Annotated in this window: 15 protein-coding genes; 11 read left to right on the top strand and 4 right to left on the bottom strand. The window is 62.1% G+C overall.

Annotated elements, in window-relative coordinates; all coding sequences use genetic code 11:
* Positions 1-39: 39 nt before the first annotated feature.
* Together aroC and AB1E33_RS24730 are read left to right on the top strand one after the other, a co-directional pair.
* A complete protein-coding gene (gene aroC / locus AB1E33_RS24735; RefSeq protein WP_372579913.1) occupies positions 40-1,140 on the top strand; it encodes a chorismate synthase in 1,101 nt (366 codons plus the stop codon).
* Positions 1,124-1,780, top strand: a complete 657-nt coding sequence (locus AB1E33_RS24730) for an HD domain-containing protein (protein WP_372579912.1) — start codon at positions 1,124-1,126, stop codon at positions 1,778-1,780. The genes aroC and AB1E33_RS24730 overlap by 17 nt, the downstream gene beginning before the upstream one ends.
* Here AB1E33_RS24730 and AB1E33_RS24725 read toward each other — a convergent pair.
* Together AB1E33_RS24725 and AB1E33_RS24720 are read right to left on the bottom strand one after the other, a co-directional pair.
* On the bottom strand, positions 1,777-3,108 hold the full coding sequence (locus tag AB1E33_RS24725) for a CoA transferase (protein ID WP_372579911.1): 1,332 nt from the start codon (positions 3,106-3,108) through the stop codon (positions 1,777-1,779). The genes AB1E33_RS24730 and AB1E33_RS24725 overlap by 4 nt on opposite strands.
* Positions 3,095-4,606, bottom strand: a complete 1,512-nt coding sequence (locus AB1E33_RS24720) for a malonate--CoA ligase (RefSeq protein ID WP_372579966.1) — start codon at positions 4,604-4,606, stop codon at positions 3,095-3,097. Before AB1E33_RS24720 ends, AB1E33_RS24725 begins: the two co-directional genes overlap by 14 nt.
* A gap of 97 nt (positions 4,607-4,703) precedes the next feature.
* Between AB1E33_RS24720 and AB1E33_RS24715 the strand changes: the two genes are divergently transcribed.
* Genes AB1E33_RS24715 through AB1E33_RS24705 form a run of 3 tightly spaced genes read left to right on the top strand, consistent with a single transcriptional unit; the run spans position 4,704 to position 7,148 of the window.
* Positions 4,704-5,642: a DMT family transporter gene (locus AB1E33_RS24715; RefSeq protein WP_372579910.1), complete on the top strand. Its 939-nt coding sequence runs from the start codon at positions 4,704-4,706 to the stop codon at positions 5,640-5,642.
* Positions 5,643-5,699: 57 nt separating this feature from the next.
* A complete protein-coding gene (gene cobO, locus AB1E33_RS24710) occupies positions 5,700-6,299 on the top strand; it encodes a cob(I)yrinic acid a,c-diamide adenosyltransferase (RefSeq protein ID WP_372579909.1) in 600 nt (199 codons plus the stop codon).
* A 15-nt stretch (positions 6,300-6,314) separates the two neighbouring features.
* Complete coding sequence (locus AB1E33_RS24705; protein ID WP_372579908.1) at positions 6,315-7,148, top strand: SDR family NAD(P)-dependent oxidoreductase; 834 nt, start codon at positions 6,315-6,317, stop codon at positions 7,146-7,148.
* 14 nt (positions 7,149-7,162) lie between these two features.
* Here AB1E33_RS24705 and AB1E33_RS24700 read toward each other — a convergent pair whose 3' ends face one another.
* Positions 7,163-8,029 (bottom strand): branched-chain amino acid aminotransferase, encoded by an 867-nt coding sequence (locus tag AB1E33_RS24700; RefSeq protein ID WP_372579907.1) that lies wholly within the window; start codon positions 8,027-8,029, stop codon positions 7,163-7,165.
* Between the two features lie 157 nt (positions 8,030-8,186).
* Between AB1E33_RS24700 and AB1E33_RS24695 the strand changes: the two genes are divergently transcribed.
* The 6 genes from AB1E33_RS24695 (at position 8,187) to dxs (ending at position 13,445) form a co-directional block, all read left to right on the top strand.
* Complete coding sequence (locus AB1E33_RS24695; protein ID WP_372579906.1) at positions 8,187-8,699, top strand: MarR family winged helix-turn-helix transcriptional regulator; 513 nt, start codon at positions 8,187-8,189, stop codon at positions 8,697-8,699.
* Entirely contained in the window at positions 8,696-9,397 is a 702-nt protein-coding gene (locus AB1E33_RS24690; RefSeq protein ID WP_372579905.1) for a response regulator, read from the top strand. The genes AB1E33_RS24695 and AB1E33_RS24690 overlap by 4 nt, the downstream gene beginning before the upstream one ends.
* 69 nt (positions 9,398-9,466) lie before the next feature.
* The gene (locus AB1E33_RS24685; RefSeq protein ID WP_372579904.1) at positions 9,467-10,393 is read left to right on the top strand and encodes a histone deacetylase family protein; all 927 of its coding nucleotides are present in this window, start codon (positions 9,467-9,469) and stop codon (positions 10,391-10,393) included.
* Positions 10,390-10,632, top strand: coding sequence for an exodeoxyribonuclease VII small subunit (locus AB1E33_RS24680; protein ID WP_372579903.1), 243 nt, complete (start codon positions 10,390-10,392; stop codon positions 10,630-10,632). Before AB1E33_RS24685 ends, AB1E33_RS24680 begins: the two co-directional genes overlap by 4 nt.
* Positions 10,632-11,498: a polyprenyl synthetase family protein gene (locus tag AB1E33_RS24675; RefSeq protein ID WP_372579902.1), complete on the top strand. Its 867-nt coding sequence runs from the start codon at positions 10,632-10,634 to the stop codon at positions 11,496-11,498. The genes AB1E33_RS24680 and AB1E33_RS24675 overlap by 1 nt, the downstream gene beginning before the upstream one ends.
* An 18-nt stretch (positions 11,499-11,516) precedes the next feature.
* Positions 11,517-13,445 carry a 1-deoxy-D-xylulose-5-phosphate synthase gene (gene dxs / locus AB1E33_RS24670; protein ID WP_372579901.1) on the top strand — a complete coding sequence of 643 codons (1,929 nt, stop codon included), beginning with the start codon at positions 11,517-11,519 and terminating at the stop codon, positions 13,443-13,445.
* Here the strand turns inward: dxs and AB1E33_RS24665 are convergent.
* Complete coding sequence (locus AB1E33_RS24665) at positions 13,442-14,290, bottom strand: SDR family oxidoreductase (RefSeq protein WP_372579900.1); 849 nt, start codon at positions 14,288-14,290, stop codon at positions 13,442-13,444. The two genes, dxs and AB1E33_RS24665, sit on opposite strands and share 4 nt — an antisense overlap.
* Positions 14,291-14,341 lie beyond the last annotated feature (51 nt).

Below are 14,341 nucleotides of genomic sequence, written 5' to 3'. Positions count from 1 at the left end.
AGCACACGTCGCTAAGCACGTCGCGCAAAGGAGCAGCTCATGTCTATGAACAGTTTTGGCCATCTCTTCCGCGTCTCGACCTGGGGCGAAAGCCACGGCCCTGCTCTGGGCGCCACCGTTGACGGCTGCCCGCCGGGCGTGCCCATTGACGAGGCGATGATCCAGCACTGGCTGGACAAGCGTAAGCCGGGCCAGAACAAGTTCACTACCCAGCGGCGCGAAGCGGATCAGGTGAAGATCCTGTCTGGCGTGTTCGAAGGCCAGACCACCGGCACCCCGGTGCAATTGATGATCGAAAACACCGATCAGCGGTCGAAAGACTACGGCGACATCATGGACAAGTTCCGCCCGGGTCACGCCGATATCACCTATTGGCAGAAATACGGCATCCGCGATTATCGCGGTGGAGGGCGCAGTTCGGCCCGCGAAACTGCGGCGCGGGTGGCTGCTGGCGGGCTGGCGCGCGAAGCGATCAAACAGCTTGCCCCGCATGTGCAGATCTCCGGTTATATGGTGCAGATGGGGCCGCACAAGATTGATCGCGACCGGTTTGACTGGGACCAGATCGAACAGAACCCGTTCTGGACTCCCGATGCCACGGCTGCCGAGGACTGGGCGGGCTATCTCAACGAGTTGCGCAAGAGCGGAAACTCGGTCGGCGCGGTGATCGAAGTGGTCGCGCGCGGCGTGCCGCGCGGGCTCGGCGCGCCAGTTTATGCCAAGTTAGACACTGATTTGGCCGCTGCGATGATGTCGATCAACGCTGTGAAAGCCGTCGAGATCGGCGAGGGCATGGCTGCCGCCGAACTGACCGGCGAGGCCAACGCGGACGAGATCTTCATGGGTCCAAACGGCCCGGAATACAGCTCCAACCACGCGGGTGGGGTGCTGGGCGGTATCTCGACCGGGCAGGATGTTGTGGTGCGTTTCGCGGTTAAGCCAACCTCGTCGATTCTGACCACGCGCCGCACCATCACCGTGTCTGGCGAGGAGACCCAGATTATCACCAAGGGCCGCCACGATCCTTGCGTCGGTATCCGCGCCGTGCCGGTGGGCGAGGCGATGATGGCCTGTGTGATCCTGGACCACCTGCTGTTGCATCGCGGCCAGATCGGTGAAAACCGTGGCCATATTGGCTGACCTGCACACGCATCTGCGCGCGGTGGCCGCTGCGCGCATGGCACAGGACCCGGCCCATGATCTGGCGCATCTGGACCGGGTGTGGGCCAATGCGCAACTGATCGACGATGGCAGCGCCGACCCACGCGTTTTGTTGGCCGCAAGCTATCTGCACGATCTGGTCAACCTGCCGAAGGACCATCCCGACCGGACGCAGGCCTCGCGCATGTCCGCCGAGGTGGCAGAGTCGATCCTACCCGATTGCGGGTTCAGCCCCGATCAGATCGAGGCCACCCGCCACGCCATTGTGGCGCACAGCTTTTCCGCAGGTATTCCGCCCGAAACCACTGAGGCCCGCATTCTGCGCGATGCCGACCGGCTGGATGCGCTGGGGGCCATCGGGATCGCCCGCGCGTTTTGCGTGGCCGGAGCGCTCGACCGGGCGCTTTACGATCCCACCGACCCGTTCTGTCAGCACCGGGACCCGGATGACCGCCAATTTGCGCTCGACCATTGGCGCATCAAACTATTGGCACTGCCCGACGATATGCTGACCACTGGGGGGCGGATACTGGCTGAGCAAAGAAAGGCTCTAATGCTGGATTTTTTGCGCTATTTTGCCGGTGAAATCGGCGCCGCGCTGCCTGAAACCTGGGATTAGCTCCAAGCGGGATCGGCACTTCCAAGTTCTGAGGCTGGCCGGTCCCAACGCATCGGCGCGCCTGCCACAAGGATTGCCGGGCGCAGCCGATCGGCCGGTCCCCAAGGCGTATGTTCGATCTGTTCGGAGAAATCAGCCTGCACCGGCCCGGCGACGGCCCCCCCACACGTCCCATCAAGCGAGGTCAGCAATTCAGCGGTGCGGGCGAGCGACAGGTGCGCGGTTCCAATCTCGCGTCGCTCCAGCGCGTACAGAAGGCCTGTTAGGACCGACGCCGCCATTAGATAACCGGTCGCATGATCCAACGCCTGAACCGGCAGAGGATGGGGGTGGTCGCTCCCGGCCCAGCGCGCGCCCGCATCCGCAATCCCGCTGCTCATCTGCACCAGTGAATCGAACCCGCGCCGTCCGGCCCAGGGCCCGGTCCAGCCATAGGCATCCAGACAGACTTCAATCAGGCCGGGTGCAAGCGCCGCACGCCGCTCGGATGGCAGGATCGCGTCCAGCGCCCCGGGGCGGTAGCCATGCACAAGCACATCCGCCCTGGCGATCAGGGCTTCGAACCGTGACAGCCCTTCGGCGGTTTTCAGGTCCAATCGGCTGCATCTTTTGCCCAGCGTCACATCAGGCACAACGCCGGGTTCTTGCCAGTCCGGCGGGTCGACGCGCAGCACGCCGGCGCCGAAGCCTGCCAGCGCCCGCGTGGCGATCGGGCCAGCCAGCACCCGCGTGAGGTCGAGCACGCGCAACCCCTTCAATGGCCGGTCACGCGTCGGTAACCAATCGCGGCACGGGCCATCCCGACGCACCCAGCGCACCAGCGGTTCGGCGGCAACCGCCTTGCCCTGAGGATGCACCAACCACTCATCACGGCTGCGCATCGCGGCGGCAGCACCGCCTGCAGCCACAATCTCTGCTTCCAGAGTGTCTTTTGCCCATCCGCGCACAGCCTCGGAAACCGCGTCTTTCTCGGGCTTGCATCCCAAAACCGATAGGGCCGCCGCGCGGTGATGGGGCGCGTTGGTGTGCAATCTGATCCAGCCATCCTGCGCCCGGTAATCGCCCGCAATCGCGTCCCAGAGCGGCGGCACCGACCAGCCTTGCGGTTGGATCGACCCCTGGAACCAGAGCGAGGCCAGCCGTCGATCAACCGTCACCACTGGCTTTGTTCCCAGACCAAGTGCTGCAATCAGATCGGCGACGGCCGAGCCCACAGCACCCATCGACACCACAGCCAACTCGCTAACGGCAAAACAGGAGAACCATGTCGCATCGCCGAAGACTTCGAACTCCAACGTTCCAAAATCGGAAAGATCAGCGTTTGTCATCAAACAGGTCCTTGTACTGATCGCGCAGCGCCTTTTTCTGTACCTTGCCCATCGTGTTTCGCGGTAGCGCTTCTGTGAGGATGATGCGCTTGGGTTGCTTGAACTTCGCCAGATGATCCGCCAGGCCCGTCGCAATTATATCAGGCTCTAAATTAGGGGAATCCCGGGCAATGACAGCAACAACAGCTTCGCCGAAATCGGGATGTGGCACCCCGATGACGGCACTTTCCAGCACGCCGGGCAGATCGTCGATCAGGCTTTCCACCTCTTTCGGGTAAACATTGAAACCGCCGGTGATGATCAGGTCCTTTTGCCTGCCGACGATCGAGATGTAGCCGTCCACATCTATCTGGGCCAGATCGCCGGTGATGAACCAGCCATCCGGGCGCAATTCCTCGGCGGTCTTTTCCGGCATCTTCCAATAGCCCTGGAACACGTTAGGGCCACGCACCTCAAGCACACCAATCTCGCCCAAAGGCACCGGCGCGCCGTCTTTCATGATTTGCGCCTCGACGCCGGGCAACGGGAAACCCACAGTGCCGGCGCGGCGTTCGCCGTCATGCGGGTTCGAGGTGCTCATATTGGTCTCGGTCATTCCATAGCGTTCGAGGATGCGGTGGCCTGTGCGCGCCTCCCATTGCTCATGCGTGTCCACCAGCAGCGGCGCAGACCCCGAAATGAAGAGCCGCATATTCGACGCCCGCGCCCGCGTCAGTCGCGGATCACTTAACAGGCGGGTGTAAAAGGTGGGCACCCCCATCATCGCCGTCGCACCCGGCATCGCATCTAGGATCGCATCCGCGTCGAAACCGGGCAGAAACACCACCTTCGCCTCGGCAAGAAGCGCCACATTAGTCGCAACAAACAGACCGTGGGTGTGAAAGATCGGCAAGGTGTGGATCAGTACGTCCTCAGACGTGAAGTGCCAATAATCGCGCAAAACCTCCGCATTAGAGACGAGATTCGCGTGGCTCAGCATTGCACCCTTTGACCGGCCCGTTGTGCCAGAGGTATAAAGGATCGCCGCCAGATCGTCCTGCGTGCGTGGTACCGGCTGAAACCCGTCTTGATTGTCTGCAAGGGTGCGCAGCGTTCCCTCGCCGGACGAATCCAGTGTGTGGACAAGCGCACCATCCGCAATGGCTTCGATCTCAGCCTTGCGTGCGGGGTCACATACGACAAGCGCTGGCGCGGCGTCACCGACGAAATATCCCACTTCGACCCCGGTATAAGCGGTGTTCAGAGGCAGAAACACGGCCCCCGCCATGACAGTGCCCAGGTAAAGCTCAATCGCTTGAATCGTCTTGGCCACCTGCACCGCGACGCGGTCGCCCGGCTGCACACCAAGCGCAACAAGGGCGGCCGCCATCCGCTCGGACCCGGCAAAAAGCGCGCCGAAACTCACATCGTCGCCACCTGGAACATTCGCAAACACATCCGCATCGCGCCCCGCGCTTGCGTCTCGAAGCGCGGATATCAGATGGTTTTCAGCGCCCATGGCGGCCTCCGTCAGTGGTTCAGGCGCAGAATTGCGGGTGCGGTCGGGGAAAATCAAGCAATTGATCTTTTCCGGCCAAAGGCGCAATCTCCGCGCCATGGCAACATCCTTAACATCGCATCGACCGCTATTGGCGGTCGGTCTGAAGACCAGCGCGATTTTTCTGTTCACGATGCTGGCGGCCCTGATCAAATCGCTGGATGGAGAGATCCCGCCCGGACAGGCCGTGTTTTTTCGGTCGTTCTGCGCGATCCCGGTGATCGTCTTGTGGCTGATCCTGAAGGGTGAGTTGCGTCATGGCCTGATCGCCAGAAACCCGATGGGCCATTTCTGGCGCGGAGTGCTGGGCACCGCCGCGATGGGGCTGACCTTTACCGGACTGGCCCTGATCCCGCTACCCGAGGCGACCGCCATTGGTTATGCCACGCCGATCTTCACCATCATTCTGGCCTCGGTCATGCTGGGCGAGCGTGTCAGGATGATCCGGATCTCCGCCGTTGCCATCGGTCTGCTGGGGGTTCTGATCATGATCTGGCCGCGCCTGGGCGCGGGAGGAGGGGTTCAGGATACCGCCACGATCGGCGCATTACTGATCCTTGCGGCGACCTGCGCGCGCTCCTTCGTGCAGATTCACATCCGGCAACTGGTGGCGACAGATCATACCGCCGCAATTGCGTTCTATTTCTCGGTCACGGCATCGATTCTGTCGCTGACGACATGGTTCTTCGGTTGGGTGGTTCCGGACCCGGCGCAACTGTTCAAACTGATCGCTGCCGGGGTTATCGGCGGCGTCGCTCAGATATTGGTGACCTCGTCCTATCGCTTTGGTCCGGCTTCGATGCTGGCGCCGATCGACTATGCTTCGATGCTGTTTGCGGTGCTGATCGGCTATGTCTGGTTTGGAGACTGGCCGACAAGTGTTATCCTGATCGGGGCCGCGCTGGTTATTGCGGGCAATATCATCGTGGTCTGGCGCGAACATCAGCTGGGTCTGGAACGCAGCAAGACCCGCGCGCTGCGGTTGCCAAAAAACTGAGCTTTACCTTTCGCCCATGCGCAATAGGGTGGCGCAACCGACATGCGAGGACCGATCATGACAGACGCCCAAGACCACAAGGAAAAAATGAAAGAGGTGCAGGCCAAGCACCGCGCCAAAGTGTCCGAGGCGCAGGACCCGGGCCGGGGACTGGTTCTGATCCATACCGGCAAGGGCAAGGGCAAATCCTCGTCCGCGTTCGGGGTGGTGATCCGGGCGCTGGGCTGGGGCCAGAAGGTGGCGGTGGTTCAGTTCATCAAGGGCAAGTGGAAAACCGGCGAACGGCGCTTTTTCGAAGAGCATGGCGGCGTCACTTGGCACACGATGGGTGAGGGGTTCACCTGGGACACGCAGGACCGTGACCGCGATATGGCCGCGGCCAAGTCGGCCTTTGGCAAGGCCTGCGACCTGATGGCCAGCGGCGACTATGATCTGGTGGTGCTGGACGAAATCAACATCGCGCTGCGCTATGAATATCTGACAGTGGCGGATGTTCTGGACGGGCTGCGCAAACGGTCGGACAAGACCGGCGTCATCCTGACCGGACGCGACGCCCCGGCTGAGCTGTGCGACTATGCCGACCTGGTCACCGAAATGACCGAGGTGAAGCACCCGTTCCAGGCTGGTATCAAGGCCCAGCGCGGCGTCGATTTCTAATCGCCGGAGGCAAGGATGCCATATCGCTGGAAAACCGGTGTACCGCGTTGCGCCTTTGTCACCGGCGCTGCAAGCGGGCTTGGCCTGATTGTCGCAAGAACCATGATCGCCGAGGGCAGTTCCGTGGCCCTGTTCGATCTGAACTTCTCGCAATCAATGCGCGACGACTTGCAAGCCGCGTGCAAACCGGGCCAGACAGTCGCTTTTTTCGAGTTCGATATTTCTGACCGGGACTCTGTGCACAGATCAGTGGACGCGGCCGTCACAGCCCTCGGCGCGCCGGATTTTGCACTGAATGCGGCAGGAATCCTGCTGGCAGCGCCTTATGGACAGATCGACGATGACGATTTCCGCAAGGTGATCGAGGTCAACCTGCTGGGCACACATTATTTCGCCAGCGCCGTGCTGAACCACATGCAGCGGGGCGGACATCTGGCGCTGATCGCGTCGCTTGCTGGCAAGATCGGCAACTATGCCTATGGTGCGTATTGCGCGTCGAAATTCGGAGTTGTCGGCCTGGCAGAGGTGTTGCGGGTCGAGATGATCGAACGTGGCATCGACATCACCGCTATCTGCCCGGCCGAGATCGAAACTCCGATGGTCCTGACCGAGCGTGAGACCATGCACCCCGTCACCCGCGAGCTCAAGGCTTTCCCCGGTGTCTTGCAGCCCGAGGTCGCGGCTGATCTGATGCTGCGCGGCGTTGCGGCGCGCAAGCCTTTGGTGGTGATGGGCCTGATGCCCAAGCTGGCATTGGCAATGACCAATATCGCCCCGTGGGCCGCCCGCTGGATGATGCGCCGGCTGGTCAATGGAGCGCTGCGCAAGATGAATCGGGCTTCGGAGTAAAGCACGCGCCCGGATCAGGCGCGCACCAGTTTCTCATAGGCTTCGGCGATGTCGCGGGTCAGGGCTCCGACCTCGAACGTGTATGGCCCGATCTCACCCACGGGGGTGACCTCGGCGGCGGTGCCGGTGAGCCAGCATTGTTCGAACCCAGACATCTCTTCGGGCAGGATATGGCGCTCATGCACCGGGATCTGGCGATCCTTCAGCATCTGGATCACCGTCTGCCGGGTAATGCCGTTCAGAAAGCAATCGGGCTTGGGCGTGTGCACCTCGCCATCCTTGACGAAAAACACGTTCGCGCCCGTCGCCTCGGCAACATAGCCGCGATAGTCCATGAACAGCGCGTCCGAGCATCCCTTGGCCTCGGCCTTGTGCTTGGAAATGGTACAGATCATATAGAGCCCCGCCGCTTTGGCGTGAACCGGGATGGTTTCCGGACTGGGCCGCTTCCATTCCGCGATGTCCAACTTGGCGCCCTGCATCTTGGCATCGCCGTAATAGGCGCCCCAGGGCCAGACAGCGACCGCCATATGTACCGGGTTGCGGGCCGAGGCCACGCCCATATCTTCACCCGATCCGCGCCAGACAACGGCGCGCACATAGGCGTCTTCCAGCCCGCTGGCCTTGAGTGCTGCGGATTTTGCCGCTTCGATGTCATCGACCGACCATTCCATCGGCATGTCGAGCGCCTGCGCCGAGGCGATCAGCCGCTCAGAATGTTCGCGGCTTTTGAAGATCTTGCCGTTATAGGCGCGCTCGCCCTCGAACACCGACGAGGCGTAGTGCATCGCATGGGACAGGACATGCACCTTCGCACTCCGCCAGTCGACCAACTCGCCATCCATCCAAATCACGCCGTCGCGATCATCATATCCCGCCATGGGGTGCCTCCCAAATAGGACGAATTTACAAAAAGTTGCGCAAATTAGGGCCGCTGCGGACATAATGTTGCGCCAAAACTGTGACTCGATACCGCTTTGCTCTTGGAATGTCAACAAGACTGACATAAACTGCGTGAAAGCAATCGGGAGGCCTCTGATGTCGGAAGCGCGCAGCGCCCCTGTTTATGGCGGTGAAAGCCTGTTGTTCCTGACCGACGAGCAATTGCGGCAGGGGATCGAGGCGATGTTCTTTGCCTATCGCGGCTTCACCGCTGATCCCGACCGGATTCTGGCTGAAATGGCTTATGGCCGCGCCCATCACCGGGCAATCCACTTCATCAACCGGGCGCCGGGCACCACTGTGAACAACCTCCTCAGCATCCTTGGGGTCACGAAACAGTCGCTCAACCGGGTGCTGCGGACGCTGATCGCCGACGGTCTGGTGGAAAGCCGCGTCGGCACGGTGGACAAGCGTGAGCGGCATCTGTTCCTGACCGATGCGGGCCGCGCGCTTGAGACAAAATTGTCGGATGCGCAACGGGCCCGGATGCGCGCCGCCTACAAGGATGCTGGCCCCGAGGCGGTCGCCGGGTTTAAACAGGTGCTTGAGGCAATGATGGATACAAGCATGCGACGGGCCTACAGAAACCTTAAGGACGGACCCACATGAGCGATCTGGACGCGCATCTGCTGATCGTTGATGATGATGAACGCATCCGCGATCTGCTCAAGAAATTCCTGATGCGCAACGGGTTCCTGGTCACCGCCGCCCGCGACGCCGCCCATGCGCGACGGGTGCTGTCGGGGCTGGATTTTGATATGATCGTGCTGGATGTGATGATGCCGGGAGAGGATGGCGTCAGCCTGACCCGCAGCCTGCGCGAGACCCATTCCACGCCGATCCTGCTGCTGACCGCACGCGGCGAGACCGAACACCGTATCGCGGGACTGGAAGCCGGGGCCGACGATTATCTGGCCAAACCGTTCGAGCCCAAGGAGTTGCTGCTCAGGATCAGTGCGATCCTGCGGCGCATGCCGGACACCCCCGCCGAGGATACCGTTCCGAAAATCCTGCATCTGGGGCCGATCCGCTATGATATCGAACGCGGCGAGATGTGGCAGGGTGAGGACCTGGTTCGGCTGACCGCTACAGAGAGCCAGTTGATGAAGATCTTTTCGGCCCAACCCGGTGAGGCCGTCAGCCGCACCAAACTGGTCGAGGATCTAGGCCGCGACCGAGGCCAGGCGCAGGAACGCGCAGTCGATGTGCAGATCACCCGGTTACGGCGCAAAATCGAGCCTAATCCGAAGCAACCGCGCTATTTGCAGACAGTGCGTGGCGCGGGTTATATGCTGGCGCCCGACTGAGATGGGCCGCTGCGCGGCGTTATTTTGCCTTCGGTGAGGACATTTTGGCCAGATGAAGAACGGACCCCGATGAAAACTGCCCTGCTGACCCATGCCGATTGTCTTGCCCATGTGACGCCCACCGGGCATCCCGAGCGAGTGGCGCGGCTGGAACATATCCTGCATGCGCTGGAACCGCTTGCGCTGGAACGGGTGACGGCGCCCTTGGCGGCGGATGACGATCTGCTGCGAATTCATCCGGCTGACTACATCGCCCAGATACGCGCCGGGCGTCCCTTGGACGGCTTTGCCCAGATCGACGGTGACACCTTCATGTCACCGGGCTCGGTAGATGCCGCCTATCGTGCGGCGGGGGCGGTGACGCGCGCTGTCGACATGGTGCTGGCCGGCGAGGCCAGCAATGCCTTTTGCGCCATCCGCCCGCCCGGCCACCACGCCGAGCGGGACACGGCGATGGGGTTTTGCCTGTTCGGAAACGCGGCTCTGGCGGCCAAGCACGCGCTGGATCATCATGGGTTGTCTCGGGTGGCGGTGGTGGATTTCGACGTGCATCACGGCAATGGAACACAGGACCTGCTCTGGGACGAAAGCCGGGCACTGGTCATCACCTCGCAGCAGATGCCGCTTTGGCCCGGTTCGGGTCGCCCGGACGAGACAGGGGATTTCGACACGATCCTGAACATTCCGCTTAGCCCGGGCACGGGCGGGGCCGAGATGCGGGACGCTTATGAGCGGCTGGCCTTTCCCCGGATGCGCGCGTTCAAGCCGGAACTGGTCATAGTTTCTGCCGGGTTCGACGCGCATCAGGATGATCCGCTGGCCGCGCTCAACTGGGCGACGGCGGATTTTGCCTGGCTGACACGCGAGATTTGCGCCATCGCGGCAGAGCTGTGCAAAGGTCGTATCGTCTCGACTCTGGAAGGCGGATATGATCTGAACGCGCTGGCCGCCTCGACCAAGGCGCATGTGGAAGAATTGATAAAGGCAGCACAATGACTGACACGCCCGTGGACCAGATGAGCTTTGAACAGGCGATGAAGGAACTGGAAACTGTCGTCAGCCAGTTGGAACGTGGGGATGTGGCGCTGGATCAGTCGATCACGCTCTATGAACGCGGTGCATTGCTCAAGAAACGCTGCGAAGATGAGCTGAAGCGTGCCGAGGAAAAGGTTGCTGCCATCACTCTGGATGGCGACGGCACCCCGACCGGGACGAAACCTGTCGAAGGCATGTGATGTTCCGCGACCAGTTGGCGAAAGACGCGGCGCGTATACAGGATCAGTTCGATCTGGTTCTGTCCCCGTATGACGATCTGCCCGTGACGCAGGCCATGGGCTACGCCACGCAGGGCGGCAAGCGGTTGCGTGGTTTTCTGGTGCTGGAAAGCGCGCGACTCTTAGCGGTCGATCCAACTCGCGCGATCTGGCCCGCCACCGCGATCGAGGCTTTGCATGCCTATAGTCTTGTCCATGACGACCTGCCCTGTATGGATGACGACGATCTGCGGCGCGGGCGGCCCACAGTGCATGTGAAGTGGGACCAGGCCACTGCCGTACTTGCAGGCGACGCTTTGCAGACGCTGGCTTTTGATCTGGTGGCGCGCCCAGAAGTTGGGCCGGCAGAGACACGAATTTCCCTTGTACAGAGCCTGTCCGAGGCCAGCGGTGCCAAAGGCATGGTTCTGGGACAGGCGCTGGATATAGCGGCCGAAGCCGCGCCGAAGCCGCTCAATCTGGATCAGATCACGCGCCTGCAGGCGGGCAAGACCGGGGCGCTGATCGAATGGTCGGCAAGCGTGGGCGCGGTACTTGCAGGGACCGATCCCGCCCCGCTGCGCCAATATGCCCGGGCGCTTGGGCTTGCTTTTCAGATCGCTGACGACATTTTGGATGTTGAGGGTGATGCCAAAAAAGCAGGCAAGCGGCTGAACAAGGACGATGCGGCGGGCAAGGCGACATTTGTGTCGCTGCTGGGTCTGGATAAGGCCAAATCTCGCGCGGCAGACCTGGTCGATCAGGCCAACGCCGCGTTAGACGGCTACGGATTTTCCGCCGAGACCTTGAAGCAGGCCGCGCGCTTCGTTATTGCCCGCGACAGCTAATACGCGCTTGGAGGCGCCATGTCTGACCGCCCGAACACGCCCCTGCTGGATCTTGTGAACCGCCCCGCGGATCTCATGCGGCTCAGCGATGTGCAGCTCACGCAGCTTGCGTCCGAGCTGCGGTCCGAAACCATTTCGGCGGTCTCGGTGACCGGCGGGCATCTGGGCGCAGGCCTGGGTGTGGTGGAACTGACCGTGGCGCTGCATGCGGTTTTCGACACTCCCCGCGACAAGATCGTCTGGGATGTGGGCCACCAATGTTATCCGCACAAGATCCTGACCGAGCGCCGTGATCGCATCCGTACCCTACGGATGAAGGACGGACTGAGCGGGTTCACCAAACGCAGCGAAAGCCCCTATGACCCATTCGGGGCGGCTCATAGCTCGACTTCGATCAGCGCCGCGCTGGGGTTTGCCGTGGCCCGCGACTTGGGCGGGGTGACACCCGAAGGGCTGGGTGACGCCATCGCCGTCATTGGCGACGGATCGATGTCGGCAGGCATGGCGTTCGAGGCGATGAACAATGCGGGCCATCTGAAAAAGCGTCTGATCGTCATCCTGAACGACAATGAAATGAGTATCGCGCCGCCAGTCGGTGCCCTGTCCAGTTACCTTTCGCGACTCTATGCCGAGGAACCGTTTCAGGATCTGAAGGCGGCCGCCAAAGGCGCGGTGTCGCTGTTGCCTGAGCCCTTCCGCGAGGGGGCGAAACGCGCCAAGGACATGCTAAAAGGTATGGCCATGGGCGGCACCATGTTCGAGGAACTGGGCTTTTCTTACATAGGCCCGATTGACGGGCACGACATGGATCAGTTGCTGCCAGTGCTGCGCACGGTCAAGGCACGCGCCACCGGGCCGATCCTGATCCATGCGCTGACCAAGAAGGGCAAGGGATACGCCCCTGCCGAGACCGCACGAGACAAGGGCCATGCCACCGCAAAATTCGATATGGTGACAGGCGAGCAGAAAAAATCGCCCTCGAACGCGCCCAGCTACACCTCGGTCTTTGGTAAGACATTGGTCGAGGAAGCCGGCCGCGATGACAAGATCGTTGCCGTGACCGCCGCGATGCCCGATGGCACCGGGCTGAACCTCTTTGCCGAGCGTTTTCCGTCGCGCTGTTTCGATGTGGGCATCGCCGAACAGCATGGCGTGACCTTCTCCGCCGCGCTGGCGGCGGGCGGGATGAAGCCGTTCTGCGCAATGTACTCGACCTTCCTGCAGCGTGGTTACGATCAGGTCGTGCATGACGTGTCCATTCAGCGTCTGCCGGTACGTTTCGCCATTGACCGTGCCGGGCTGGTGGGGGCCGATGGCGCCACCCACGCGGGCAGTTTCGACATCGCCTATATGGCCAATCTTCCCGGCATGGTGGTCATGGCCGCCGCCGACGAAGCCGAGCTGATGCATATGGTCGCCACCGCCGCCGCCCATGACGACGGCCCGATTGCGTTCCGCTACCCGCGCGGCGAGGGGGTCGGCGTCGACCTGCCTGAACGCGGCGAAGTGCTTGAGATCGGCAAGGGCCGGATGATCCAGACCGGATCGCGCGTGGCGCTGCTGTCCTTCGGCACCCGCCTGTCCGAGGTTCAGAAAGCCGCCGAAGCGCTGGAGGCGCGCGGCATCCGGCCTACGATTGCCGATGCCCGTTTCGCCAAACCTCTGGACCGCGACCTGATCCTGGACCTCGCCGCAGGTTACGAGGCACTGATCACCATCGAAGAGGGCGCCGTGGGCGGGTTCGGCAGTCACGTAGCGCAGCTGCTGGCCGAGGAGGCGGTCTTTGACAGCGGCCTCAAATACCGCTCGATGGTGCTGCCCGATATCTTTATCGACCAGTCCAGTCCGGCGGATATGTACAGCACAGCCGCCATGAATGCCGAACAGATTGAGGCCAAAGTTCTGGAGGTTCTGGGCGTTGCCACAATCGGCGAGCAGCGGGCCTAGAAACCTCCGTCGGCCAGAGCCTGCAGCCCCACCCGGTAATCCGGGTACGTCAATTTGACGCCTAACTCATCCTTGATCCGGTCATTCCGCACCCTCTTGTTCTCGGAATAGAAACTGCGCGCCATGGGGGTCAGCTCGGCTTCGTCAAAGGACACAGCAGGGGGAAGAGGCAGGCCCTGAAGCTCGGCCGCATAGGCGATTACGTCTTGCGGTGGCACCGGTTCATCGTCGCAAACGTTGTAAACCGCGCCCGGATCGGGTCTCGCAATCGAGGCCTGCAGCACCTTCGAAATATCGTCCACGTGGATGCGCGAGAACACCTGCCCCGGCTTGACAATCCGCCGCAACCCGCCCCGGCGCAGCTTGGAAAACGGTCCGCGCCCCGGCCCGTAGATGCCCGCCAACCGGAAGATATGCAGCGGTAGGCCCGGAATAGCAGCCCAGTGGCGTTCGGCGGCCAGTCGCCACCGGCCTCTTTCGGCGGTGGGGGCGGGCGGCGTGGCCTCGTCCACCCAGTTGCCGCCATGGTCGCCATAAACAGCCGTTGTGGACAGGTACCCAACCCATTCGAATTGCCCGGCGCGCGCGGCGATTTCCTTCGCCAAAGCGTTCAACACCGGGTCACCGTCGGTATTTGGTGCCACCGAGATCAACAAATGGGTAACGCCCGCAAAATCCGGCTCTGCACCGGGCCAGAGCAGCGGCGTAGTGCCCTGCCCGGCTATAGCACCCAGCGCGCCCTGAGACCGGGTTGTACCGGTCACGGCCCAACCCTGAGGCAACAGGTCCCGCGCCAGCGCCTGCGCCGTGTACCCATGCCCGAAAGATAACAAAGTTCCTGCCATGCGCCCTTGATGATCCGCGGGCGGGCGGGATGCAAGTATTTGTCATCTTTT

The organism is Ruegeria hyattellae, assembly GCF_041537925.1.
Taxonomy (GTDB): domain Bacteria; phylum Pseudomonadota; class Alphaproteobacteria; order Rhodobacterales; family Rhodobacteraceae; genus Ruegeria_C.
This window is presented reverse-complemented; position numbering and strand designations above follow the sequence as displayed.